The sequence below is a fragment of the Methylobacter tundripaludum genome (assembly GCF_002934365.1).
GTDB lineage: Bacteria > Pseudomonadota > Gammaproteobacteria > Methylococcales > Methylomonadaceae > Methylobacter_A > Methylobacter_A tundripaludum_A.
This window is the reverse complement of the sequence record NZ_PTIY01000003.1, coordinates 1-26,296: the sequence shown is the minus strand read 5'-3', so window position 1 is coordinate 26,296 and position 26,296 is coordinate 1. Positions and strand designations below refer to the sequence as shown.

Below are 26,296 nucleotides of genomic sequence, written 5' to 3'. Positions count from 1 at the left end.
GATTTTTGCTTTTAAGACGCTGCTAAGCCGGCAATATTATAGCCGCAATCGACAAAAGTAATTTCGCCGGTAATACCCGAAGCCAGGTCGGAACACATGAAAGCCGCCGCGTTGCCGACTTCTTCAATGCTGACGTTTCTCTTTAAAGGCGCGGTATCGGCCGCTTTGCTGAGCATGGATTTAAAATCATTAATACCCGAGGCGGCAAGCGTTCTGATCGGGCCGGCGGAAATCGCATTAACGCGCGTACCTTCCGCGCCTAACGCAACAGCCATATAGCGGACATTGGCTTCCAGGCTGGCTTTGGCGACACCCATTACGTTGTAATTAGGGATCGCGCGGTCGGCGCCTAAATAAGACAGGGTTAACAGTGAGCCGTTGCGGCCCGCCATCATTGCGCGTCCGGCTTTTGCCAATGCAGTAAAGCTGTAAGAACTCACATCATGAGCGATTTTAAAGTTTTCGCGGGTGGTGACATCAACATAATCGCCGTTTAGCGCGTCGCGGGGGGCGTAAGCGACCGAGTGCACGATGCAATCCAGGCCGTCCCAATGCTCGCCCAGTTTTTTAAAGACATTGTCGATATGCTCATCAATGCTGACATCGCATTCAATGGTAATGTTGGAATCACATTGCCCTGCCATTTCTTCGACGCGACTTTGCAGTTTTTCATTTTGAAAGGTAAAGGCCAATTCAGCTCCTTCGCGGTGCATGGCTTGGGCAATGCCCCATGCAATTGAACGGTTACTGGCTAAGCCTACAATCAAGACACGTTTGCCCTGCATAAAACCCATTATCATCTCCCCATGTTTTTGTTGTTACAATAGAGTTTCAAGTATCTATGACCCTTATATTGATGTCCAGTCTTTTGTCCATGAAGATGCAAACCTTCAAAGCTCGTGCGTTAGTTCCGATATTGACGGCCATGTTTTTGGCCGCGACGTTTTCGTGTGCGGCATCGGCGCAACTGAACAATCCCTATACCGAAGACGAGAGCGGGCAAGCGGTTTTGTACGAATCGTTTTCGGAGCGACCCAAGCACATGGATCCGGCTGTCGCCTACAGTTCCAACGAATATGCCTTTATCTCGCAGATTTACGAACCGCCGTTTCAATATCATTATCTGAAGCGGCCTTATCAAGTGGTGCCGCTAACCGCCGTCCGTATGCCGGAAGTTATTTATCTGAACCCCAAAGGCGAAAAGCTGGAGCAGGGTGCAAATGACCGCGATATTGGGTTTACCGATTATATTATTGATATTCAATCCGGTATTCGCTACCAGCCGCACCCGGCGCTGGCTAAAAATCCTCAGGGCAATTATGAATATCACCGGTTAAGCGCAGCGCAAATCGAGGCAGCTACGTCGCTTAATGACTTTAACGCGACCGGTTCGCGCGAATTGACTGCCGAGGATTATGTCTACCAGATCAAGCGTTTGGCGCATCCCAAAATTCAGTCGCCGATAGCCGAAATCATGAAGAATTATATCGTCGGCTTTGACGATTTTTCCAAACAGGTCAAAGACAAGCCCAAGACGGCGATCAGGGACCTGGCGATAGAAGGCGCAACAGCGCTCAGCCCTTACCAGTACCGCATCCGCATTAAAGGCAAATATCCGCAATTTATCTACTGGCTGGCCATGCCGTTTTTCTCGCCGATGCCGTGGGAAGCGGATGTGTTTTACGATCAGCCGGGACTTGCCGATAAAAACATTACCCTGGACTGGTTCCCGATAGGCACCGGGCCTTACCTGTTGGCGGAGAATAACCCGAACCGACGCATGATCCTGCTGAAAAATCCGCTGTTTCATGTTGAAACCTATCCGAGCGAAGGCGAGCCTGACGACCGGCAAAAAGGCCTGCTGGCCGACGCCGGAAAACAGCTGCCGTTTATCGATAAAGTGGTTTTCATGCTGGAAAAAGAAACCATCCCCTACTGGACAAAATTCCTGCAAGGCTATTACGATGCCTCGGGCATCGCCTCGGACAGTTTCGACCAAGCCATACAATTTACCGGCAGCGGCGGCGTGGCGCTGACGCCTTCCTTGTTGGAAAAAGGCATCCAGTTGCAAACTTCAGTGACGACCACCAGTTTTTACATGGGCTTTAATATGCTGGACGCGACCGTAGGCGGAGCGACCGAGCAGGCTCGAAAGTTGCGGCAGGCTATCTCCATTGCGGTCGACTATGAAGAGTTTATCTCCATTTTCATGAACGGGCGCGGCGTTGCGGCGCAAGGCGTTTTGCCGCCCGGCACCTACGGGGTTGATGATAAAAGCGGCTTCAATCCCTATGTTTACGATAGTCTGAATGACAAAGCTTCCGCTCCTGCTCACGCCCCTTACCTACATCCTGTAGGTAAAGCTCAGCGTAAAAAAATCGATGCCGCGCGGCAACTGATGACCGAAGCCGGTTATGCAGGCGGCATAGATCCCAAAACCAAAGAAGCGCTGATTTTGTATTTCGATACCACGGCCACCAGCGTTGACGACCGCCCCAGGATGAACTGGTATCGCAAGCAATTTGAAAAACTGGGTATAAAACTGGTGATACGCGCTACCGACTACAATCGTTTCCAGGAAAAGATGCGCACCGGCAACGCCCAGTTGTTTTTCTGGGGCTGGAATGCCGATTATCCCGATCCCGAGAATTTCTTTTTCCTGCTGTACGGTCCGAATTCCAAAGTGCAGTACGGCGGCGAAAACGCCGCAAATTACCATAACCCCGAATTCGACCGTTTATTCGAGCAAATGCGTAACATGGATAACGGCGAGCAACGTTACCGGATTATTCAGCAAATGCAGGAGATCGTGCGCCGTGACGCGCCGTGGATTTTCGGCTTTCACCCGAAGAATTTTTCACTGTTTCACGGCTGGTATAAAAACCTCAAACCGAACCTGATGGCGAACAACCAGCTTAAATACACCCGCATCGATACGGCCGACCGAGCTGAAAAAAGACGGCAATGGAACCAACCGGTATTTTGGCCTTTGGTGCTCGGCGGCGCGGTGTTTGTGCTGATGTTGATTCCGGCGGTTAATGCCTATCGCCGCCGCGGCAGGGAGACCGTGCAATGACCCAATATATTATCCGGCGGCTTTTATACAGCTTACCGCTGTTGATGGGCGTCAATATTTTAACCTTCGTCCTGTTCTTCGTCGTGAACAGCCCGGATGACATGGCACGCATGCAGCTTGGGCAAAAGCACGTTACCGAACAAGCCATCGCCAACTGGAAACAGCAACACGGCTACGATGTGCCGCTGCTCTGGAATGATTCCGCGCAAGGCGGGGGGAAAATAACCGACACCGTTTTTTACCAAAAATCGGTCGGCTTGTTTTTGTTTCGTTTCGGCGTGTCCGATAGCGGCCGGAATATCGGCGCGGACATTAAAGAACGCGCCTGGCCCAGCCTTGCCGTAGCTTTGCCGACGTTGATGATCGGCTTGCTGGTGAATATTTGCTTTGCGCTGATGATGGTGTTGTTCCGCAACAGTTATATCTCCAAGGATGGTGTGTATGCCGCAGGCCAGTCGGGAGCTGGCGCGGCGCTGGAACATGCGGGCATCGTGTTGTGCGTGATTTTGATGTCGATTTCCTCGCTGTTTTACATTATCGGCGGCCAGTTTGTGATCGGCAAAGTCTTAAGGCTGGTGCCTATTTCCGGCTACGACGACGGCATGGCGGCGGTTAAATTCCTGATTTTGCCGGTGCTGATCGGCGTGTTTTCAGGCATAGGTTCGGGTACGCGTTGGTATAGAACCCTGTTTTTGGAAGAAGTCGGAAAAGACTATGTGCGCACCGCAAGGGCCAAGGGCCTGAGCGAAACCCAAACCCTGTTCCGGCATGTATTGCCCAACGCGATGATTCCCATTTTGACCGGCGTCGTGGTGGTGCTGCCGCTGTTGTTCATGGGCAGCCTGATCATGGAATCGTTTTTCAGTATCCCCGGTTTGGGCAGTTACACTATAGACGCGATCAACAGTCAGGATTTTGCCATCGTTCGCGCGATGGTTTTCTTAGGTTCGGTGCTCTATGTGATCGGGCTGTTGTTGACCGACATTTCCTATACCCTGGTTGACCCGCGCGTGAGGTTATCGTAATGGTGGTGTTATGGACAGACGCGCTGATCTATTTGCTGATTGTCGTGATATTGGCGCTGGGCTTGCACCTGCGCGGCAAAGAACACATCAAGCGCCCGCTGCAACAGATTGGCCGCAGCAAAATCGGCATGGTGTCGCTGGTAGTGCTGCTGTTTTTTGTATTGATCGGTTTGCTCGATTCCGTGCATTTTAAGCCCACCGATGACACAAAAAACGAGATTATCAGCCTGCTGGACTATTGGGCGACGCCGCTACGGGAACATGGCGAAAAAACCTATTCCGCGCCTTTTGCGACTAAGCTGTACAGTAAGGAAATGATCGCGATGCCGGACGGCTCCATGCAATGGGGCTATCCGCGCCTGGAGTTCGGCGGCAGGCATTTGAATAATCCCGAGACGGAAAAAATCCCCGATATTTTACAAAAAGCACTTTACGGCCTGGCTCAAGGCGCGAGCCTGATTGTTTTTTTTATGTTGCTGATGTGGGGGTTATTAGCTGAGCAACATAAACGCTTGATGCTCAGCTCAACGGCGAAAACGGTTTTGGCTGTCGTATTTGTGATCGTATCGTTTAGTTATGCTTTAATTTATCTATCCCCTTATTACCATGTGTTCGGCACCGACAAAGTCGGAGAAGACGTGTTTTATCAAGCCGTAAAAAGCATCCGCACCGGGCTGGTCATCGGCACGTTAACCACGTTAATCATGCTGCCGATGGCGATCATCTTCGGCATCCTGGCCGGATTTTTTCGCGGCTGGGTGGACGATGTGATCCAATACATCTACACCACGCTCAATTCCATCCCCGGCGTATTGCTGATCGCCGCTTCGATCCTGATGGTGCAGGTATACATGGCCAGCCATGAGTCGGACTTTACCAGCGTTATCGTCAGGGCCGATACGCGTTTATTGTTCCTGTGCATGATACTCGGCGTGACCAGTTGGACAGGCTTGTGCCGGTTGCTCAGGGCGGAAACCCTCAAGCTCAGGGAAATGGAATACGTCCAGGCCGCCTCGGCCTTGGGCGTCAAGCAAGGTGCGATTTTACTGCGCCATATCCTGCCTAACGTGATGCACATCGTGCTGATCTCGGTGGTGCTGGATTTCAGTTCTCTGGTGCTGGCCGAAGCGGTGTTGTCGTATATCAATATCGGCGTCGATCCGACCAGTTACAGCTGGGGCAATATGATTAACGGCGCAAGGCTGGAAATGGCGCGTGAGCCTGTCGTGTGGTGGTCGCTGACGGCCGCCTTTGTGTTTATGTTTGCGCTGGTGCTGGCAGCCAATCTGTTTGCCGACGTGGTGCAGGATGCGTTCGACCCGAGACGGAGCGGCAATGAATAATCCTCTATTGGTCGTCGATCATCTTAACGTCGCCTTCAACCATAAGCAGACGGTCGTCGACGACATCAGTTTTGAAATCCATGCGGGCGAAACCTTCGCATTGGTCGGCGAGTCCGGTTCAGGCAAATCGATCACTGCCTTGTCGGTGCTCAGGTTATTGCCGAACAATGCAAGGCTTAACGCCGAAGCGATTAGTTTGCACGGCGATAATTTACTTGGCCGCTCTGAATTCGAGCTGTGCAAAATTCGCGGCCGTCGCATCGGCTTTATTTTCCAGGACCCGATGTCCTCGCTGAACCCGGTGATGACCATCGGCAGCCAGATCGAGGAAGTCATCAAGCTGCATTTCAACCTGCCCAGGGACGCAGTAAAACAACGGGCGCTGGAATTATTGCATCAGGTTGAACTGCCCGAGCCTCAGCAACGCATTAACGATTATCCGCATCAACTTTCCGGCGGCCAGCGGCAACGGGTCATGATTGCGATCGCGTTGGCGGGACAGCCGGATTTGTTAATCGCCGATGAGCCGACTACATCGCTGGACGTGACCATCCAGGCGCAAATCCTGGCGTTGCTGAAAAACATCCAGCAACAGACCGGCATGGCCTTGTGGCTGATCAGCCACGACTTGGCGCTGGTGTCCACCATCGCTGACCGGGTTGCGGTTATGCAGCAGGGTAAAATCGTCGAAACCGGTTTAACCTCCGAGTTTTTTAACCGGCCCAAACACCCTTACACCCGCAAGCTGCTTAACGCGCTGCCGTCGATGCAAAGCTGCCTGACGCACAGCGTCGAGGAAAAACCTCCGTTACTCCAGGTCAGCGATTTTTATTGCCATTACCCGATACGGAAAGGCCTATTCAAGCGGGTTGTCGATTATGTGCGGGCGGTCGACGGCGTCAGTTTCGACATCCAGCAAGGCAAAACGCTGGCCCTGGTCGGCGAGTCCGGCTGCGGCAAGACCACGCTGGGCAAGAGCCTGCTGAACCTGATACCCGGCAGCGGGCGGGTCGTGATCAACGGCGTCGAGTTGAATGCTTTAACCGGCGAAGCATTGCGGCGACAACGCGCCAATATCCAGATCGTGTTCCAGGACCCGTTTTCGTCGATGAACCCGCGCATGCTGGTCGGCGACATCATCGCAGAAGGCATCAGGGCCTTGCATCCCGAGGTGAGTTCAGAGCAGCGCAAGGCCAGGGTCCGGCAACTTTTGCAGCAAGTCGATTTGCCCGAGGATTCGGCGCTGCGTTATCCGCATGAATTTTCCGGCGGGCAGCGCCAGCGTATCTGCATTGCCCGCGCCTTGGCGGTCGATCCCAAGCTGATCGTCTGCGACGAGCCGACCAGCGCGCTGGATGTGTCGGTGCAGGCGCAGATTATCCAATTGCTCAAAACCTTGCAGCGGGAAAAGGGCGTCAGCTATTTGTTCATCACCCACGATCTTGCCGTCGTCGCGGAAATCGCCGATGACGTGGCGGTGATGTACCGGGGCAAGATCGTAGAGCAGGGCAGTGTGGCCGATGTTTTGACCCGGCCGAAACAGGCTTATACCCAAAAGCTGCTGGCGGCTGTGCCGGTTTTGAAAACAGATCATTGAAGGCGCAACCAATCAACTTTACCTTTTAACTTTGTGGATAAACTATGAAAAAACAAATCCTGCTTGCCGTAACAATAGTTCTCGGCACCTTAGCCTTGACTGCGTCAGCCGAAGAAATCGGTGATGTAACCACGACATTCAAACTGCTGGGGGCCAATCATAAAATTGTGATCGAAGCCTTCGACGACCCCGATGTTCCGGGTGTGGCCTGCCATGTATCGCGCGCTAAAACAGGCGGAATGAAAGGCGCGGTGGGTCTGGCTGAAGATCCATCGGAAGCGTCAATTGCATGCCGGCAAATAGGCCCAATCGATACGGGCAAACTGGATAAATTGAAAAATGGCGATGTGGTATTTAAGGAAAACCTGTCGCTGGTTTTTAAGACGCTGCAAGTCGTGCGTTTCTACGATAAAAAACGCAATGTCCTGGTCTATTTGGCTTACAGCGACAAGGTGATTGAGGGCTCTCCAAAGAACTCTATTTCATCGGTGCCGGTTATGAAGTGGCAGTAGTAAAGCTGGCGTAGGACGCAACACGCTGAAGTTATTGCGTCCTACAGGAGTACAGCTTTGGACATCGGACGTTCGTTTCAATTACGCTAAAAACACAAAAATAAAAGCCACTGAAAAACTTAACGTGCCGAAAAACATCGGGTCTTTCAAAAATCGATTAAAAATCCCGATCAATATGGCCCCGCCCAGAAGATAAAAAGGGAATACAAAAACAGTGGTGAAATGCCCCATATCTCCAGGGACATAATAAAATATGAACGTGTTAAGGAAGTAATTGCTTGAAATATTGACGAATATTTCAAGCAACAACGCTTCTATCGCGAGAAAAACAGCAAAAATATATGCCTCATATTTAATTTTATAGGACTGAAGCTTTTTTCGGACAAAATAAAGGTGATAACCGTAAAGTGACCACTGAAAAAACGCAAAAATCGAGGTATCGCCATGATGTACGGGCGCTACCTGGTATGTCCAAAGAGACGAGTCGAAAGCGGCTCTATAGAAGTTATTGATAGCCACCTCGCTGATGCATCCTATCAGGGCGAGTGTTCCCGAAAACATGTAGACTTCTTTGACGCTTATCGGCGTTGATCTCTCGGTCAGCGCGACGCCGGTAACACAAATAACCGCAACCAAATACAAGAAAAAAAGTGTAAGGTTTGTATCCATAAGGTAGTTCTCTAAACAGATTTAATGGGGCATGTCGCCCTTGTTCGAAACGTAAGGCGTTGCTTAGGGAAGCGCAGAACAAATCGATTCCGCTCATGGTTCGACAAGCTCACCACGAACGGAATCAATAATTTACCGTTCGTCCTGAGTTTGTCGAAGGACTTAATCAGCGCTTCCTTAGGAACGTGCATGAAATAACTTGAGCAAGTTTTATTTTTCATTTTTTAACCATGAAGGACATGAAGCGGCATGAAAGGTTTAAGTCTTCATGTCCTTCATGTCCTTCATGCTCTTCATGGTAATTGCCTAAATTAATTTATGCACGACCCTTAGCGCAGGTTACAGCGCTCTTTCTTAACAAATCAACCCGCCAACCGCTGCCGCCATTCGGCGACTTTCAGCCTCAACTCATCGTCATTAATCGTCGTCAGATGGCGCTGCTTTAGCAGGCGTTTGCCGGCCACCCAGACATCGGTCACCTGCTGACGGCTGGCGGCGTAGACAATCTGCGAAACCGGGCAATAGACCGGCTGGGTCTCCAGGTGCGATAAATCAACCGCAATCACGTCGGCGGCTTTGCCGATGCTTAACGAGCCGATTTCATTTTCCAAGCCCAAGGCCTTGGCGCCATTGATAGTCGCCATACGCAACGCAGTCATCGCCGGAATGGCGCTGGGGTCACCGGCAATGGCCTTGCCGAGCAGCGCCGCGGTGCGCATTTCGCCGAACATGTCCAGGTCATTGTTACTGGCCGCGCCGTCGGTGCCCAACGCCACATTGATGCCTGCCGCGATGCATTTGGCGACCGGGCAAAAGCCGCTGGCCAGTTTTAAATTGGATTCCGGGCAATGCACGATATGAGCGCCTGATTCCGCAAACCGGGCGATTTCGTCATCGGTCAATTGGGTCATGTGTACCGCAATGAACGACGGATCGATCAGGCCGAGGTCATACAAGCGTTGCAATGGCCGCTGTCCGGTTTTTTCCTGCTGCTGTTCGATTTCGTGCAGCGTTTCATGCACATGAATATGGATCGGCAGCTCCAGTTCATCGGCCAGGGTTTTGATTTTTTGCAGCGGTTCGTCCGACACCGTGTACGGCGCATGCGGAGCAAACGGCGTCGAAATCAGCGGGTGGTGCCGCAGACGGTCATGTACAGCGAGGCCCTTTTCAATATAGGCTTCGCAGTTTTCGGCCCAGACAGTCGGAAGGTCAGTGACGATCAAACCGACGCAGGCGCGTATGCCGTGATGGTTCGCCTGCGCCGCGGTAATTTCAGGGAAAAAATACATGTCGTTGAAGCAGGTCGTACCGCCCCGGATCATCTCGGCTATCGCCAGATCGGAACCGTCTTTGACAAACGCCTCGTTCACCCATTTTTGTTCCAGCGGCCAGATATGGTTTTCCAGCCAGTCCATCAGATGCAAATCGTCGGCAATGCCGCGCATTAACGTCATTGCCGCATGCGTGTGGCTGTTGATTAAGCCGGGCAGCAGGGCGTGGTTTTCCAGGTTTTCGGTCGTCGTACCCCGGTATTGTTGTTTGGCCAGTTCGGTCGGCAGCAGATCGACAATCCGGCCGTTATCGACGACCAGCGTATGGTGTTCATAGGTTACGGATTCGGGCTCAACGGGTATAATCCAACGAGCGTGGATGAGGGTATCGACAACTGTCATAAGGCATTCCTGTGTGGGTTGCCGAATTATAACTTTTTACCATTAATATTTTGATAAAAATGGCCTGGGAAAAATGACTATGCGAAACAACGAAACCGTACAAGCCTTGGAATGGACCGGCAATGCTTTAAAAGTGCTGGACCAGCGGCAATTACCCGAAACAATCGTTTACGATGAATACAAAGACGCCGCCGGCGTAACCGAAGCGATTGCAACCATGCGCGTCCGCGGCGCGCCGGCCATCGGCATAGCCGCTGCTTACGGCGTGGTGCTGTCAGTCCGTAAACAATATGCCCAGTCCAATCAATGGCGGCAAAAAGTGACGGCCGATATAGATAGGTTGGCAAAGTCCAGGCCGACGGCGGTCAATCTGTTTTGGGCCTTGAATCAGATGAAGGCCGTACTGGCCAAACAGCTGGATAATCCATTGGCGGCTATCCTGGCTTGTGCGGAAAAAATCCATCGTGACGATATTGCCGCGAATCATAAAATGGGCGAGTTGGGGGCCGATATTCTGGCAGGCGCCAAAGGCGTAATGACGCACTGCAACGCCGGAGCCTTGGCGACAGGCGGTTACGGCACGGCGTTGGGCGTCATCCGCAGCGCTTATCAACGGGAACGGATTAACGTCTATGCGGGCGAAACCCGCCCCTGGCTGCAAGGCGCAAGATTGACCGTTTGGGAATTGGCGCAAGACGGCATCCCGACGACGCTGATTGCCGATTCGGCGGCGGCATGGCTGATGAAATCCGGCGCGATCGATTGGATCGTGGTCGGCGCGGACCGCATTGCCGCCAATGGCGATGCGGCAAACAAAATCGGCACCTATTCCCTGGCCGTGTTAGCTAAACGGCACGGCGTAAAGTTGATGGTGGTAGCGCCGACTTCGACGATAGACTGGAGTATCGACAACGGCGATCAGATAGAGATTGAACAACGCAGTCAGAACGAATTATTGCCTGCCTGTTATCTCGAAGAGGATTCGCTGGTCAGTGCCTGGAACCCTGTTTTTGACGTGACCCCGGCGGAACTGATTTCGGCGATCGTGACCGAACGTGGTGTGGTATTGAATCCTGCCGAGCAGGGCGTGAGAGGTTTAAAAAATGCAATTTGATAAAAAAGGCAACAACCCGGTACTGGCGGTAGGCTATCTGTTTAAAGGTCTTGCATTACTAAGCAGACCGGAATTACGCAAATTCATCGTTATCCCGATGCTGATCAACGTGGTGCTGTACAGCGTAGCCTTAACCTTGGGCTACTTTTACATTTCGGATTTGATCGATCAATTCATCCCCGGCTGGCTGCATTGGCTGAGTTGGATATTATGGCCGTTATTCTTTATCAGCTTTTTTATAGGCGGATTTTTCACCTTTACGGTATTGGCGAATCTGCTGGCTGCGCCTTTTTACGGCAAGTTATCGGCAAAAACGCTGGCAATGGTAACCGGGGCGAGCGTGGCAACCGCCGAACAGCCGTTGCCCAAAGTCCTTGTTGCGGAAACCAAGCGTATCGGCTATCTGGCGACCAGAGCCCTGCCGCTGCTGATATTGTCGATTATTCCCGGCATCAATGTAATCGCGCCTTTGTTATGGGCGCTGTTCGGGGCCTGGGGCATGGCGCTGGAATATCTGGCTTATCCGCTGGAAAACCAGGGGGTGTTGTTTTCCGAGCAGAAAGAGCTGGTCAAAAGCGTCAGGCTGGGCGCGTTGAGCTTTGGCGGACTGGCGGTGCTGGGGCTTACCGTTCCGGTGTTGAATATCATCGTCGCACCGGCTGCGGTGATTGGAGCGACTATTTACCTTAATGAGATAAAGCGGGATTAAACTGTAGTAGTATAATAAAAATGGGCGCCCGGATAAGCTATCAAGCATGGCGTACTTGAGAAAGAATTGAAGCCAAGCGCCTCTGTTAACGGGTTATGTTATTGGTATGGACTTTTAAGAGGCGCTTGAAATCTCCCTCGACGCGTTTAAAGCCGCTTATTTGGTTCGTTATCGATGTGGGGCATTTGTGTAGTGATAACAATAGTTCCCGGCAGCGATAGAATATGCGTTCCACGTAGCGTTTTTATGCAGTAACCAAGCCAGGTTACATTAAGCAGCGTTATGATTAATCCCGTTCAACCAATGTTTATCTACTGATTCATAGGACACATGATGCCTGGAAATATTTTAGTAGTGGAAGACGACGAAGAGATTTCTCTGCTGCTGGAGTTTCTGCTGAGCAGGGAAGGGTACCAGGTGTCCCTGGCAAAGGACGGACATGTCGCCCAACACTTTATTGAACACAGCGACCCGCCGGATTTGGTGCTGCTGGATGTCATGCTGCCTTATGTGAGTGGTGCGCATTTGCTGGAGCAAATGCGCACCATGCCCACCTGGGCGAAAACGAAAATCATCATGTTAACTGCTAAGTCCGGGGAAAAAGGCGTGGCGGACGCCTTGAGTTTAGGCGCGGACGATTTTATTGCCAAGCCGTTTAAACCCTTGGAGTTGGTCGCTAGGGTTAAGCACCAACTGAAGTTTAAAAGGCAGCAATGACATCCAAATTTGTTGCCGCCGTTTTTATGGCTTGTTTGATTGGGTTGTCGTCAGCGCCTGTGGCGGCTGACGATGCATGGCAAAAAGCTCAGGCGGCAGTAGAGCTGAAACAATGGGGCGATGCAGAGGCGCAATTGAAAACATGGCTGGGCCAACGCCCGCAGGATAACGAAGCCCGTTTTTTATTGGCGCGGGTGCTGGCCTGGCAGGCCAAGTATGAGGAAAGCGTTGGGCAATACACGTTTTTGCTGCGGCTCGAGCCGAACAATGCCGATTATCTGCTGGGCTTGGGGCAAGTATATTTTTGGCAGAGTAGGCCGCGTGTAGCCATCCCTTTCCTAAAACGCGCTCAAAAAAGTGCACCTCAGTATGCAGAGGTTTGGGAGCTGCTGATACGTTGTCTTTACGCCGCCGATGAGCGGAGAGAAGCAGAAAATATCCAGCGCCAAGCCGCCCAACGTTTTCCTGATCGCCACTGGCAGCGTCTGACGCCTGAGCCACCGGTTATGCAAGCGCCGGCAGAAAGCATATCCCCTGCATCTGAACGCAACACCATTTTTGATGTCGGCGGCAGTTATGAAAAACTGGATCGTGGCTATGACAGTTGGAACAGCGCTTACCTTGGTGCAAACCACCGTCTCGGTGATCGACGTAACATCTATGGCCGGGCCACTCAGGTAGACCGCTTCGCCTTGCAAGATGCTTCGATCATGGCGGGCTTCACTCTTCCCGTATCGGAGCGCTGGACTGTCGGCTTGGAAACTGACGAAAGCCCTACCAATCTTTTTTTACCAAAATGGTCGCTGTTAGGCAACGCTCATTACAAAATGGACTACGGCTTTGGGGCGTTGTTCAGTTTTCGCCATATCAGCTATCGAATAGAGAACAACGAAATCGGTACTGTGGGCTTAGAGCGCTATTGGGGTAATTGGCATTTGGCTTATACGCTTTATGTCAGTCAGTTGGAAGCGGCTCCCAGGCCTACTTTCAGCCATCTTGGACAGGTGGCTTATTATTACGGGGACCATGATTATATTGGCGTTTCTATCAGCAACGGCCAGGAGGTGGTGCGTATTGACCCCAGCCGTCTGGTCAATGCCGATACGGAAAGCTACTCTCTGCGAGGACAACACTGGCTAACACCGGCTTTGGCAGTGGTCTATGATGTGAGCCTCAACCTGCAAGGCACCAGTTACACGCGGCGCGGGGCTGTTTTTGGTTTGCGTTATGCCTTCTGACGCCGTTGCTTGGGCATACTGGCTGGGTCTTGGCGCCATTGCACTGGCGTTGTTGCAGTTGTTGTGCATACTTTTGTTGCGCGGTTGGTTGGGGCTGAGAGAGCGGCGTCGACAGCGGCTATGGCAATTGTGGCGGGCTTTGTGCATGGACGCGGCCTGCGGCTTGGCTCCCAGCGTACCGCCGCTGTATTTGTCTGATAGCAACTGGCTGCTCTTTTTCCAGTTGTGGCATCATTATCTGCTTAATGTAGGTGGCGAAGCGCCTAGTAATCTGCAACGTTTAGGCCGAAGCATGGGGCTGCACCATATCGCGATTAAAATACTTAACCGCGCACCGTCCGACCGAGAGTTAATCGCGGCGACCGTGGCTGCAGGCTGGTTACGGGATGTTCGTGCGTGGGAGCCATTATTACAGCGGTTGCATGATGAAGATCCTGTACGGTCTTTTTCCGCTGCTCGTGCTTTAACGCGTATAGATATCCGAGCAGCACTGCGCGAGGTCATTCCGCTTCTCGTCACGCACCCGGACTGGCCCAGACACCTCGTTGCCGGGTTGCTGCTGGAAGCGGGGCCGGTGATGGTGTCGCCGCCATTACTGAATGCCATTCTCAATACTCCTGATGAGCAAGTGACCGCTTTAGTGCGCTACCTGCCTTTTGCCGATGTCGGCACTGCGAATATCGTCTTGAACCGGTATATGGTTACGGGACAAAATCATGAACTACTCTGCGCTTGCCTGAAAGCCGCATGTAGTCCAAAGGTGTTGCCTTTGGTTCTTAACAGTTTGAGTGACGCCCATTGGGAGGTACGGGTGGGCGCGGCTAACGCTTTATGTCGATTGGGGGACAGTAGCGATGTTGCCAGTTTGCAGCCGCTGTTATCGGATCGGCAATGGTGGGTGCGTTACCGCGCGGCTCAGGCTATCGGTGAGCTGTTGCGTCGTGACAAAGCCCAAATGATGCTCATCTGCCAGGCGCAAACGGATCGCTACGCTGCCGATATGCTGGCGCAGGTGATGGCTGAATGGGAGGAGGCATGATGCTGCTTGATCTTATATCTGTCTCGGAGTGGTTTTTCCTGCTTTATTTCGTCGGCCTGACCGCCATTTATCTATCGCTTAATCTAGTCGCTTTTAGTTTCATTTCCCGCAATATGCTTTATCAGGATATTAGCGAAGGCGTTTCTTTATACACCGGCTTTGAATTTCCTATTACCTTGCTGGCCCCGGCTTACAATGAAGAAGCCACTATCGCAAGTTCAGTCCATTCACTGCTGCAACTGAGTTACCCTGAATATGAAATCATCGTTATCAACGACGGCTCCAAAGATGCCACGCTGGACGTGCTGATTAAGGAATTTTCCCTGCAACCCATTCCCGAAGCTTACCGGATACGAATTCCAACCCAGCCGGTCAAGACTGTTTACCGCTCCACCCGTTATCATAATCTGAGGGTGGTGGACAAAGAAAACGGCGGCAAGGCGGATGCGCTTAATGTCGGTATTAACTGCGCTCGCTACCCTTTATTCTGCGGCATGGATGCGGACTCTATTTTGCCTAGAGACAGCTTGTTCCGTATCGTCCGGCCATTTCTGGAAGATCCCAGTACCGTGGCGGTTGGTGGAATTGTGCGGATTGTCAACGGTTGCGAAGTGCGCGATGGACATCTGATTAATACGGCTCTACCCGGCAACTGGCTGGCGCGATTTCAGATTGTCGAATACCTGCGCGCTTTCCTGTTTGGCCGTATGGGCTGGCAGCCGCTCAAGGCAGTGTTGATTATTTCCGGCGCATTTGGGCTGTTTCGCAAGGAAGCCGTTGTCGCCGTCGGCGGTTATCGCAGTGATACTATGGGTGAAGATATGGAATTGGTAGTGCGTATGCACCGGATTTTCAGCAGGCAACGACGGCCTTACCGGGTGCATTTTATCCCTGATCCTATATGCTGGACAGAAGCCCCGGAAGACCTGCGCACGCTCAAAAATCAGCGCATCCGCTGGCAACGCGGTCTGGCGGAAAGCCTTTGGCTTAACAAAAGCATGATGTTCGCTAAAAACAGCGGTGTAGCCGGCTGGCTGGCGTTTCCGTTCATGTTTTTTTTTGAAATGCTCGGCCCGTTGCTGGAATTAGCCGGATTGATTATGATGATTGCCGCATTTTGTTTGGACCTTATTGATTACCACGCCGCCATTGCTATGCTGATCCTGGTATTCGGCATGGGTTTTTTGTTGTCCGGCTCGGCCTTGCTGTTGGAAGAAATGTCCTACCGCATTTATCGCCGCCCCTGCGACTTATGCATCTTATGCTTGACTTTGATAGCGGAAAATTTCGGCTACCGTCAGCTAAACAGTTACTGGAGGGTGCTCGGAATGCTACGCTGGCTGTTCAAAAGCAAATCCACCTGGGGTGTCATGAAGCGTACCGCAAAATGGAACATTGCCAAAACAAAATTGCCATGATCAGATTGCTGCTAACGCTGGTGCTGGTTTGTTTTACCGCTCCACTGCAAGCGGCGTGGCTGGGTTTGTGCGATGACCAGATACAAGCGTCAACACCCGGCGATTTTCGCTTTAACACAGCGGATGGCGCGGCAAAAGTCCTGCGTTTGGTGGAGCATTCTCCACCCGAATCCTGCGTCGCAACGGTCCTGCCCGTAACAGCCGATGCGGTGCAGTGGTTTGCTCTGTTGAATGCCGGCCAGGCCGCACAAATCGGGAAAAGCCGCGCTGTGGTGTTGCAGGGCAAGCAAAACGGCAAGCACTTTGCCGGAGAAGTTTCTCTGGACAATGGCGTTACCGCACCGCCCAAACCGCTGCCTTGGCCCTTATACCTGGATTTGCGCGAGCATCTGGATATAACGCCTTTCGGTCAGGAAGAGCGGGCAAGCTTGGAGCGGAACGTAACGGGGCTCGCCTTTCGTTGTCTGGCAGGCCGGCGACCGGCCGGGTTTGTGTTGAGCGCGGGTCAAGACCTGCTGCCGCAATTACCCGGATTGGGTTTAAGCCTGTCTTTACGGGGCGATAGCGGTTTTATCTGGAGCGCTTCTTACACAGCTGGATCAGACCATCGCGACCCTTTGCCTTTAGCTGAGTTACAGGCCGGTAAAGAATGGCGAACCCAGAATATTGATCTTACCCCGGTGCTGAATCCGCAAAACAAATCGGATAGCTGGACATTGCTATGTCCGTACACTCCGGCCAATCTAACCGTGAACAGCATGCAACTGACCGCTCCGGAGGCCGTTCAGCGCGGGCGAGCTACCTGGTTATGGCGTGAAGCAATATGGCAACAAGCTAAGCCCGCGCTATGGAAGCAGTTGCACGATCTGAATATAACCACGCTTTACATCACGATTCCTCTTACCGCCAATTTGTCCGGCGTTTCTGATCCGCAAGCTTTACGAACCTTTGTGACTCATGCCGGAAAACAAGGGATAGCTGTATGGGGGGTGGCCGGCGACCCCCTGGCCGTGCTGGCCTCTGAACGGGAATCCTGGCTGAAGCGGGCCAAAGCTTATGCCGCTTATAACAGAGATGTGGAGGAAGCCGCCCGGCTCAAAGGCATGCAATACGACATTGAGCCTTATCTGGCTCCCGGCTACGCACAAGCCCCGGAAGCCTGGAAACAAGCTTATATAGATACCCTGGCAGCCCTGCGGAAAGTTTCGGCCATGGCGCTGGAAGCCGCTGTGCCGGTATGGTGGGCGGAAGAAACGCTTGGGGACAAGCCGTTGCTGGAGGCCGTGGCGGACTGGGTGGATGGCGTTGCAGTCATGGATTACCGCACCGATCCTTGGCGTATCCAACAACAAACCCTGCCATTTCTGATTTGGGGCGCGCACCATCGTAAACCTGTACGCATTGCTCTGGAAGCTGGCCCAGTGGCCGAAGAAACGCGGTTAGTGTTCCACCGTACAGAAACCGGCGAGCTGTGGGCCACCCGTGTAGGCGAAATTACCTTGCTGCTGCGCCTAGCTAGGCCTGGAGTCAACGCCGGCGGCATTACCTTTGGCCTGACCCAGGAAATCACGGTTTCGGGTGAAGCTGTCAGCTTTCATGGCCGCCTGGATGAAATGGAAACGCGCTTGCCGCAACTGGAACGCGCATTGGGCGCTTGGCCGACATTTGCCGGTTTAGCGCTGCATGAGGTATTGTCGCCCTAAACCGGGCCAGGCAGGCGCTTAAAATGGCCGGCAAAAATCATGGCGGATGGGGATTATTAGATTAATAATTTCATCTGGCATTTTCCCCGGGCTAGGTGAATATTTAATAAACTATAATTAACAATACGTTATTACCCATGAACATACGCCTGAAAGTTATCTGTACACTTGCGCTGATTATTCCCGTTACGGTCGTTTTTTTTACACTGTTTCATTTGGCACAGAACAAAAACGAAGAGCAGAGAAACTGGATTGACCACAGTTACCAAGTAATGGAGCAAATTAACATACTGTTTTTCGATATACAGGATGCAAAGCTCGGTGAGCGCGGTTTTGTTATTACCGGTGATAAAAGTTTTCTCGAACCTTTTTCCAGAAGCCTTAAGAAAATAGACGCGGACCTGCTGCAGTTACGCACACTGACCCAGGATAATGTTAATCAGCAACAGCGCCTCAATGAATTCGAGCCCGTTATGCGGAACCCGTTGAGCTATTTATCCCAAACTATTGCGCTCAGAGATGAACAAGGCCTACAGGCGGCGGTCAATAGGGTTTCCACCAAAACCGGTAAAAATTTAATGGATCGTATGCGGGTTATTATGGGGGACATGAGCAGCGAGGAGCGGCGATTATTAAATGAGCGGACAAAAACCCACAACCAAGATATTGCTACATTTTATAAAATCGAAGTGGTATTCGTAGTTGCAATGGGTTTTATGCTTCTTATCATTGGCTTATTGCTGATACGAAACATTATGAGGCCGCTGCGTGCGCTTAGCCTGAGTACTGAACAATTGGCCGCCGGCAACTATGCAACAAGAATAAACTTTTCTTCTCAGGATGAATTCAGCCAGTTGGCAAAAGCGTTTAACCTGATGGCCGAAGCCATTCAGAGTAGGACACAAGAGCTGAACAGTATCGTTTCCACCATGGTAGACGGACTAATCATTCTGGATAGTCATGGTGGCATACGGTCTTTAAATCCTGCCGCCGAACGATTGTTCGGTTATACGGCCGAGGAGCTTGTAAGCAAGCACATCAGGCAGTTACTGCCGCAACTGCCTGATGATATTGAGCGCCATGTTCTGGCTGCCAATACAGGCTACCGATGTGAAATAAATGCCGAGCGCAAAGACGGCTTTTCATTTCCTTTGGAGCTGACAGTCAGCGAAATGGCAGTTGAGGGCATTCGCATGTTCACCTGCCTGCTGCGAGACATCAGTGCGCAAAAAAATGCTCAAATGGCTTTGAGTAATAATGAAGCCAGGCTTCGGGCGGTTATTGAAGCCGTGGTTGAAGGCATCATCACTATAGACGGCAATGGCATAATTGAAACCATAAATTCCGCCGGTGAAAAAATTTTCGGGTACCAACATAGCGAGGTGGTCGGACAAAATGTCAGCATGCTGATGCCGGAACCGTATCACAGCGAGCACGACGATTATTTACGGCATTATATGGCTACCGGTGAGTCGAAAATTATCGGCATTGTCCGCGAGATTGTTGGCAAGCGGAAGGATGGTTCCGTGTTTCCTATGGAGCTGGCGGTTAGTGAAATGTTGATTGACGGCAGACGCATGTTCACAGGCCTGGCGCGCGACATCTCCGAACGCAAAGCCATGGAACAGTTGAAGAATGAATTCATTTCCACAGTCAGCCATGAATTGCGTACGCCTCTCACTTCCATTCAAGGCGCATTAGGACTGATTTTGGGTGGCGCAACCGGCGATTTGCCAGAGAAAAGCATCAAGCTGTTAAGCATTGCCAACAATAACTGCAAGCGCCTGGTGCGGCTGATTAATGATATTCTGGATCTTGAAAAATTTGAATCCGGCAAAATGACTTTCGATATAAAACCCATAGAAATTATGCCGCTTGTGGAGCATTGCATTGAGATCAATCAAGCCTATGCTGATGAATTTGGTGTTACATTTGCTGTCACTCATGAACAGGCCGGGGCTGTGGTATTGGCCGATAGCGACCGTTTAACCCAAGTGCTGACCAATTTATTATCCAATGCGGCAAAATTTTCGCATCGCGGAGGGCGGGTTGATGTGGCGACATCAATTACAAATCAGCGCTTGCGCTTGAGCGTGACGGATTACGGCACCGGCATCAAGGAAGAATTTAGAGACCGGATATTTAAACAATTTACCCAGGAAGATAGCACCAATACCCGGCAAAAAGGTGGTACAGGACTGGGGCTAAGCATCTCTAAGGCCATTATTGAAAGACTGGGCGGCATCATCGATTATGAAAGTGAACCCAATAAAAAAACCACTTTTTTTATCGAGCTACCGCTTTGCTGTGCTGGGGAAACGCTGTCCACTACAAGCAGTGAACATAACAAACAATACCTGTTAATTCTGGAAGATGATCCGGATGTCGCTGCCCTGCTTAGGATGATGCTGGCAAAACGCTGCTATGCCGCTGATATTGCCTGTACTGCGGAACAGGCAAAACAAATGCTCAACAGCAAGTCCTATGATGCCATGACGCTCGATCTGATTCTGCCGGGACAAAGCGGGATTGATTTTTTTCGGGAGTTGCGGGAACAAGAGCTTTTTAAACAGTTACCGGTTATCGTTGTGTCTGCGTTTGCCGACCAAGTCAAGCAAGAGCTTAAGGGCGAGGCTTTGGCAATCGTTGACTGGTTGAGCAAACCCATTGATGAAGGCAGGCTCGATCAGGCCTTAACGCATGCATTGCGGAGTAATGGCTTTATGACTCGCATATTACATGTTGAAGATGATCCTGATATTGTGCATATTGTCGCCACCCTGCTGCAAAATACAGCGGAAATCGATGTCGCTATGGATATGGCTACAGCCAGGAGGAAATTGGAGCAAGACTATGATTTGGTTATTCTGGACATGGAGTTGCCCGATGGGTCGGGTGAAACTTTGTTGCCATTATTGTCGAATCGTGACAAACCTATTCCCGTCGTTATTTTTTCCGCCAGTGAAGTTGAAACAGCTGATAGTCAACAGATTCTGGCCAACTTTATAAAATCGAAAACCAGTAACGAAGAACTGATGAATAAAATAGAATCCATACTTAAAAGCAGGCGTAAATTAAGCGGTCGGGCTTAATCTACACCACCACCACAACAACCTGAAATTTGATGATCGCAATGAGTTTTAATTGATGACAAAAATTCTTTATGTGGAAGATGAACATGATATCCAAGTCATCGCCCAGATGGCCCTGGAAACCGTTGGCGGCTTTGAAGTAACGACTTGCGGTTCCGGCATGGAGGCATTGCAAACCGTTGCCGGTTTTGCGCCGGATATTATTTTGCTGGATGTGATGATGCCGGGCATGGACGGCATCCAGACTTATCAGGCTTTACGCCGGATGCCTGAATGTGCGGCGACACCGGTCGTATTTATGACGGCCAAGGTGCAAGCCAACGAAGTGCGGCACTACCTTGATTTGGGCGCTGCGGGAGTTATCCCCAAACCGTTCGATCCCATGACCTTGGCAGATGATGTGAAAGCGATCTTGAGCAACAGTGATGGACGATAAAGAGCAACGGCTTAGCCAACAGCTTGATGCCATGAATCTGGCTTATGCCCAAAAGTTGCCGGACAAGATAGCGGCGATTAAAGCCGATTGGCAGCAACTCAGATTGCAGCCCGCTGAGCAAACTCTTTATGCACTGAATCGCAAAGTCCACGGACTCATAGGTTCGGGCGCAACCTTTGGTTTTGCCGAAGTTAGCAAGGCGGCTCAAGCCCTGGAAGATGCACTCAGCACCTATAACCATGTTCTGGATACAGAATCAGCGTTATCCACAGCTACGGTAGATTTACTGCTCGCCGAGTTGGAAAACGCTGTTAACGCTGACCCAGGACATGGGAAGCCTTGAATAACAGCGCATTGATGTATTTGACGAGCAGCAAACCAAGGTTTGCCAATGGCGTAAACGCAATCATCAGATTCAACACGAATTTTTACACCGGCCTTCTGCCAATATAATGAAGTTCTCCCTGCACGAATGAAAATCAAATGAAATTTGCCATACAAATTAACGCCAGCCCCTATCGCTCCAATGCCGGGTATACCGCGTATCAATTTATCAATGCCGCGTTGGCAGCAGGACACCAAGTGTTCCGGGTGTTTTTTTATCAAGACGGCATTTACCATGCGTTCAAATACGCGACGCCGCCGGATGACGAACTCCAGTTCACTGCGCAATGGAGCGAGCTGGCAAGGCTGCATCAGATAGACTTGGTAGTGTGCATTTCCGCAGCCCAACGGCGCGGCTTGTTATGCAGCGACGAGGCCAAGCGGCAGGGCAAGCAGGATAATGATTTGGCAGAGGGTTTTCGCATTTCCGGTTTGGGGCAGCTGGTCGAGGCTACGCTGGAAGCCGATCGCTTTATCGTATTCGGGTGAGAGCATGAACCTAAAAACAGCCCATTCTCCGAAATTATTCCCAAATTCAGCTCCCCCTTCGACAAGCTCAGGGCGAACGGGATTTGGGAGTGCTCAACTGTAGTTTTTAATATGAAACGTTATTTATTCGTATTGCGCAAGCCGCCGCACAGCGGAGCCCAGGTTCAGGAAATGCTCGACATTATTTTGACTACCGCCGCGTTTGACCAGCACGTCAGCATCTTGTTGCTCGACGACGGCGTGTTTCAGCTGAAAAACGGGCAGAATCCTGAAAGCGCGGGCATGAAAGATACCGCAGCCATTTTTAAAGCGCTGGAAATCTACGATGTTAACGACATCTACGTCGAAGTGGAGTCGCTGCAGGAACGCGGCTTAAAGCCGGGCGGCTTGTGTTTGCCGGTGCAGGAGTTTTATCGGAAAGATATTGCCGGGTTGATGAAGCGGTTTGATGTGGTGTTTGCGGGGTAATTTTAATTCACCACGAAAGCACGAAGAAAAAACAGGAACGTGCTGCTGCGAAATAATTTTATTTTTAAACCATGAAGAACATGAAGAACATGAAGAGCATGAAGGATTTAGCTCTTTATGCTCTTCATGGTGATTGTTTAAATTTTTTACCCAGTCAGCTTCTTATACTTCAACCGATGTGGGTTATCCGCATCGCTACCCAAGCGGCGATGACGGTCGGCCTCGTAATCTTCATAGTTGCCTTCAAACCAGACCACGTTACTGTCGCCTTCAAACGCCAGCATGTGCGTGGCGATCCGATCCAGAAACCAACGGTCATGCGAAATAACCACCGCGCAACCGGGGAAGGCCAACAGCGCTTCTTCCAACGCGCGCAGGGTTTCAACGTCCAGATCGTTGGTCGGCTCGTCAAGCAACAGCACGTTGCCGCCGGTTTTAAGCAGCTTGGCTAAATGCACGCGGTTGCGTTCGCCGCCGGAAAGATCGCCGATACGTTTACCCTGGTCTGCGCCCTTAAAGTTGAAACGGCCGACATAAGCCCGTGACGGCGTTTCGTACTTGCCGACGGTAATCAAGTCCAGCCCGTCGGAAATTTCATCGAACACGGTTTTCTTTGGGTCCAGGTCGTCGCGCAACTGGTCAACATAGGCGAGTTGAACGGTTTGCCCCAGCGTTAGGGTACCCGAATCGGGCTTGTCAACACCGGCCATCATGCGGAACAGCGTGGTTTTACCCGCGCCGTTCGGGCCGATAATGCCGACGATGCCGCCGGGCGGCAGTTTGAAACTCAAGCCGTTGAATAACAGCTTGTCGCCGAAAGCCTTGCTGATGTTGTCGGCCTCGATCACCACGTCGCCCAAACGAGGTCCGGGCGGAATATAAATTTCCTGGGTCTCGTTGCGTTTTTGCACATCGGATGACGCCAGCTCTTCAAAGCGCGCCAAGCGTGCCTTGCTTTTGGCATGGCGGCCTTTGGGGCTGGAGCGTACCCATTCCAACTCTTCTTTCATGGCTTTTTGGCGGGAAGATTCCTGTTTTTCTTCCTGCAACAAGCGGTTGCTCTTTTGTTCCAGCCAGCTGGAGTAGTTGCCTTCCCACGGAATGCCGGAGCCTCTGTCCAATTCCAGAATCCAGCCGGCCACATTGTCCAGGAAGTAACGGTCATGGGTTACCGCAACCACGGTGCCGGGGTAATCGTGCAGGAATCTTTCCAGCCAGGCGACCGATTCCGCGTCCAAATGGTTGGTCGGCTCGTCCAGCAGCAGCATGTCGGGGTTGGACAGCAATAACCGGCATAGCGCCACTCGGCGCTTTTCACCGCCCGACAATTTTGTGACATCGGCGTCCCAATCCGGCAGTCGCAACGCGTCGGCGGCGACTTCGAGCTTGCGATCCAGATTATGGCCGTCGCAGGCGTTGATAATGTCTTCCAGGCGCGCCTGATCGGCGGCCAACTTGTCGAAATCGGCATCGGGCAGCGCGTAAGCCGCATAGACCTCATTCAGCTGGTCCAAGGCGGTTTTGATTTCCGCGACCGCTTCCTCGACATTGCCGCGCACGGTTTTGTTGGGGTCGAGTTGCGGCTCCTGCGGCAGGTAGCCGATCTTGATGCCTTTGAGCGGGATAGCCTCGCCTTCGATTTCCTTGTCGATGCCCGCCATGATGCGCAGCAGCGTCGATTTACCCGAGCCGTTTAGGCCCAGTACGCCGATTTTTGCGCCGGGAAAAAAAGACAGCGAGATGTCCTTGAGGATGTATTTTTTGGGCGGAACAATCTTGCCGACCCGGTTCATTGAATAGATGTATTGCGCCATGGTGTTTAGTCAGTCAGTTTAAGGTTGCTAGTGCCCGCTATTATTCCATGTTATCCGGTAATTTTTAAGCTTTGATGCCGAGTGGATTTATTCGGCCGTGCCAAAAAAATGACAAAACGTCATGAAGCAAGTCGCTTGGATTTTAATATTGAAATAACTCATTGTTAAATAATATAAATAAATAAATGGCATTCTTTGTGCTGCAAGGTAGGCAAGCTGGATGACTTTTTTAAAAAATACAGAAGACAGTAATTCGGCAAAACGTAACTATTTCGAATACTTCTGAATATAGCGTTTTGTCCGACTGATTTTTTAGGGTAAGCCATGCTGGTAATAAAAAGGTAATTTCTGTTAGTGGGGGACAAAATCCTTCATTGCACTAAAAATAAAGTCAATATTATTTTAGGAGAAGCTTCATGGCTCAATATATCAATACCAATATGAGTGCGCTGACCGCGCAACGTAATTTAAACAAATCACAAGCCGCCGGTATGCAGGCTATGGAACGCTTATCTTCCGGTTTGCGTATCAACAGCGCGAAAGATGACTCGGCCGGTCTGTCGATTGTCGAACGTATGTCGGCGCAGATCAAAGGCCTTAATCAGGCGGTGCGTAACGCCAACGACGGTATTTCCATCGCCCAGGTGGCTGAAGGCGGTTTGGGCGAAATGAGCACCATTCTGCAACGGATGCGCGAGTTGGCCGTACAGTCCGCCAACGACTCCAACAGCGACACCGACCGCACCTCTATCCAGAACGAAGTCAAATCGCTTTACGATGAAATTGACCGGATTTCCGCCACTACCGACTTCAACGGCGTCAAGCTGTTTTCCGGGGCCGGCGCCAATCAAAGCCGCAGCATTCAGGTCGGCGCTTACGCAGGCCAAAGCATTAACTTCACCATCGGCCAGACCGACACCAAAACCTTGGCGCTGAACAGCTCGGTGGCGGCAGGACAAACCTACTCGGGACGCGTCTCCAATACCTCAACGACGGCAGGCGATATGACCATTAACGGCGTATCCGTGGGCGGCGTAGCCGCCGGTGCGTCTGTTGCCAATATAGCAGGCCTGGAAACAGCGATTAACGCCACGTCCTCAACATCGGGCGTGACCGCGGACGCCTTTAACAAAGTCACCGGCTCGCGCGCTTCAGTGGCTGCCGACAAAGCGGTTACCGGCTTGACCATCACCGTAGCCACAGCCGCCGGCGCCGCAGGCACTGCGGTAACCATAGACACCGCCGTTTCATTATCGCAATTGGCCGACAATATCAACCGGCAGGTCGGCGGCGTCGACGCGTCCATCGGCAAGGACGGCAATCTGATATTGACCAACGATAACGGCGCGGCAATAACGATTGGCGGCACCACTTCTAACTCCGGCTTGACCGCAGGAACCTATAACGGTTTTCTGGGCCTTACCAGCGGGGACGGCTCCGATATTAAAATCGGCACGTTGACAGCCAACGATCCAAGTGCAATCAACACCTTCGGATTCAACCAAGGCACCGGCAACGGCAACGTGGTCGGCGACGGCGACATGTCCGGCTCAGTCGCCACCGGTGCAGCAGCCACCACTGCCCTGAACGTACTGGCCGGCGTTTACGACACTGTAGCCACTTCGACCGACGTGGTAAAAATCAACGGCATACTGGTCGGCTCCACCGCAACCGGCAGCGCTGCGGATAAAGCCGCTGCGATCAACGCGATCGGCGATCAAACCAACGTCACCGCGACAGCGAAAACGACAGCTTATGTCACCGTAGCCGGATCGAC

Annotated in this window: 22 protein-coding genes; 18 read left to right on the top strand and 4 right to left on the bottom strand. The window is 51.7% G+C overall.

Translation table 11 applies throughout. From position 1 onward, the window contains the following. Window positions 1-11: 11 nt before the first annotated feature. A complete protein-coding gene (locus B0F88_RS04140; RefSeq protein ID WP_104422694.1) occupies window positions 12-794 on the bottom strand; it encodes an enoyl-ACP reductase FabI in 783 nt (260 codons plus the stop codon). Between the two features lie 47 nt (window positions 795-841). Here B0F88_RS04140 and B0F88_RS04135 point away from each other — a divergent pair, with 47 nt between their 5' ends. Genes B0F88_RS04135 through B0F88_RS04115 form a run of 5 tightly spaced genes read left to right on the top strand, consistent with a single transcriptional unit; the run spans window position 842 to window position 7,553 of the window. Continuing rightward, window positions 842-3,076, top strand: a complete 2,235-nt coding sequence (locus B0F88_RS04135; protein ID WP_104422693.1) for an ABC transporter substrate-binding protein — start codon at window positions 842-844, stop codon at window positions 3,074-3,076. Next, window positions 3,073-4,101 (top strand): ABC transporter permease, encoded by a 1,029-nt coding sequence (locus B0F88_RS04130; protein WP_104422692.1) that lies wholly within the window; start codon window positions 3,073-3,075, stop codon window positions 4,099-4,101. The genes B0F88_RS04135 and B0F88_RS04130 overlap by 4 nt, the downstream gene beginning before the upstream one ends. Next, window positions 4,101-5,444: an ABC transporter permease gene (locus tag B0F88_RS04125; RefSeq protein WP_104422691.1), complete on the top strand. Its 1,344-nt coding sequence runs from the start codon at window positions 4,101-4,103 to the stop codon at window positions 5,442-5,444. Before B0F88_RS04130 ends, B0F88_RS04125 begins: the two co-directional genes overlap by 1 nt. Further along, a complete protein-coding gene (locus tag B0F88_RS04120; RefSeq protein WP_104422690.1) occupies window positions 5,437-7,041 on the top strand; it encodes an ABC transporter ATP-binding protein in 1,605 nt (534 codons plus the stop codon). The genes B0F88_RS04125 and B0F88_RS04120 overlap by 8 nt, the downstream gene beginning before the upstream one ends. A gap of 44 nt (window positions 7,042-7,085) precedes the next feature. Continuing rightward, a complete protein-coding gene (locus tag B0F88_RS04115; RefSeq protein ID WP_104422689.1) occupies window positions 7,086-7,553 on the top strand; it encodes a CreA family protein in 468 nt (155 codons plus the stop codon). A gap of 81 nt (window positions 7,554-7,634) precedes the next feature. Here the strand turns inward: B0F88_RS04115 and B0F88_RS04110 are convergent, their stop codons facing one another. Beyond that, complete coding sequence (locus B0F88_RS04110; RefSeq protein ID WP_104422688.1) at window positions 7,635-8,222, bottom strand: hypothetical protein; 588 nt, start codon at window positions 8,220-8,222, stop codon at window positions 7,635-7,637. A gap of 362 nt (window positions 8,223-8,584) precedes the next feature. Next, complete coding sequence (locus B0F88_RS04105; protein WP_104422687.1) at window positions 8,585-9,898, bottom strand: TRZ/ATZ family hydrolase; 1,314 nt, start codon at window positions 9,896-9,898, stop codon at window positions 8,585-8,587. A gap of 73 nt (window positions 9,899-9,971) precedes the next feature. Between B0F88_RS04105 and mtnA the strand changes: the two genes are divergently transcribed. From mtnA to tusC, 12 genes are all read left to right on the top strand, one after another. Beyond that, on the top strand, window positions 9,972-11,012 hold the full coding sequence (mtnA, locus tag B0F88_RS04100) for an S-methyl-5-thioribose-1-phosphate isomerase (RefSeq protein ID WP_104422686.1): 1,041 nt from the start codon (window positions 9,972-9,974) through the stop codon (window positions 11,010-11,012). Continuing rightward, window positions 11,002-11,721: a sulfate transporter CysZ gene (cysZ, locus tag B0F88_RS04095; protein ID WP_104422685.1), complete on the top strand. Its 720-nt coding sequence runs from the start codon at window positions 11,002-11,004 to the stop codon at window positions 11,719-11,721. Before mtnA ends, cysZ begins: the two co-directional genes overlap by 11 nt. Window positions 11,722-12,054: 333 nt before the next feature. After that, window positions 12,055-12,438: a response regulator transcription factor gene (locus B0F88_RS04090; protein ID WP_219820780.1), complete on the top strand. Its 384-nt coding sequence runs from the start codon at window positions 12,055-12,057 to the stop codon at window positions 12,436-12,438. After that, window positions 12,435-13,676 carry a YaiO family outer membrane beta-barrel protein gene (locus B0F88_RS04085; RefSeq protein ID WP_104422683.1) on the top strand — a complete coding sequence of 414 codons (1,242 nt, stop codon included), beginning with the start codon at window positions 12,435-12,437 and terminating at the stop codon, window positions 13,674-13,676. Before B0F88_RS04090 ends, B0F88_RS04085 begins: the two co-directional genes overlap by 4 nt. Beyond that, window positions 13,666-14,715: a HEAT repeat domain-containing protein gene (locus B0F88_RS04080; RefSeq protein WP_104422682.1), complete on the top strand. Its 1,050-nt coding sequence runs from the start codon at window positions 13,666-13,668 to the stop codon at window positions 14,713-14,715. The genes B0F88_RS04085 and B0F88_RS04080 overlap by 11 nt, the downstream gene beginning before the upstream one ends. Continuing rightward, entirely contained in the window at window positions 14,712-16,133 is a 1,422-nt protein-coding gene (locus B0F88_RS04075; protein ID WP_219820778.1) for a glycosyltransferase family 2 protein, read from the top strand. The genes B0F88_RS04080 and B0F88_RS04075 overlap by 4 nt, the downstream gene beginning before the upstream one ends. Then, window positions 16,130-17,836, top strand: coding sequence for a hypothetical protein (locus B0F88_RS04070; protein ID WP_146083310.1), 1,707 nt, complete (start codon window positions 16,130-16,132; stop codon window positions 17,834-17,836). The genes B0F88_RS04075 and B0F88_RS04070 overlap by 4 nt, the downstream gene beginning before the upstream one ends. Before the next feature lie 137 nt (window positions 17,837-17,973). Further along, window positions 17,974-20,928: a PAS domain S-box protein gene (locus B0F88_RS04065; protein ID WP_104422680.1), complete on the top strand. Its 2,955-nt coding sequence runs from the start codon at window positions 17,974-17,976 to the stop codon at window positions 20,926-20,928. 55 nt (window positions 20,929-20,983) lie between these two features. Beyond that, the gene (locus tag B0F88_RS04060; protein WP_104422679.1) at window positions 20,984-21,364 is read left to right on the top strand and encodes a response regulator; all 381 of its coding nucleotides are present in this window, start codon (window positions 20,984-20,986) and stop codon (window positions 21,362-21,364) included. Next, window positions 21,354-21,707, top strand: a complete 354-nt coding sequence (locus B0F88_RS04055; RefSeq protein WP_104422678.1) for an Hpt domain-containing protein — start codon at window positions 21,354-21,356, stop codon at window positions 21,705-21,707. The genes B0F88_RS04060 and B0F88_RS04055 overlap by 11 nt, the downstream gene beginning before the upstream one ends. A gap of 140 nt (window positions 21,708-21,847) precedes the next feature. Next, entirely contained in the window at window positions 21,848-22,237 is a 390-nt protein-coding gene (tusD, locus tag B0F88_RS04045) for a sulfurtransferase complex subunit TusD (protein WP_104422677.1), read from the top strand. A 111-nt stretch (window positions 22,238-22,348) separates the two neighbouring features. Further along, the gene (gene tusC / locus B0F88_RS04040) at window positions 22,349-22,705 is read left to right on the top strand and encodes a sulfurtransferase complex subunit TusC (RefSeq protein WP_104422676.1); all 357 of its coding nucleotides are present in this window, start codon (window positions 22,349-22,351) and stop codon (window positions 22,703-22,705) included. A 146-nt stretch (window positions 22,706-22,851) separates the two neighbouring features. Here the strand turns inward: tusC and ettA are convergent, their stop codons facing one another. Further along, entirely contained in the window at window positions 22,852-24,519 is a 1,668-nt protein-coding gene (gene ettA, locus B0F88_RS04035; RefSeq protein ID WP_104422675.1) for an energy-dependent translational throttle protein EttA, read from the bottom strand. Window positions 24,520-24,935: 416 nt separating this feature from the next. Between ettA and B0F88_RS04030 the strand changes: the two genes are divergently transcribed. Further along, the coding region (locus B0F88_RS04030) for a flagellin N-terminal helical domain-containing protein (protein WP_445641276.1) at window positions 24,936-26,296 on the top strand (1,361 nt) is incomplete at its 3' end.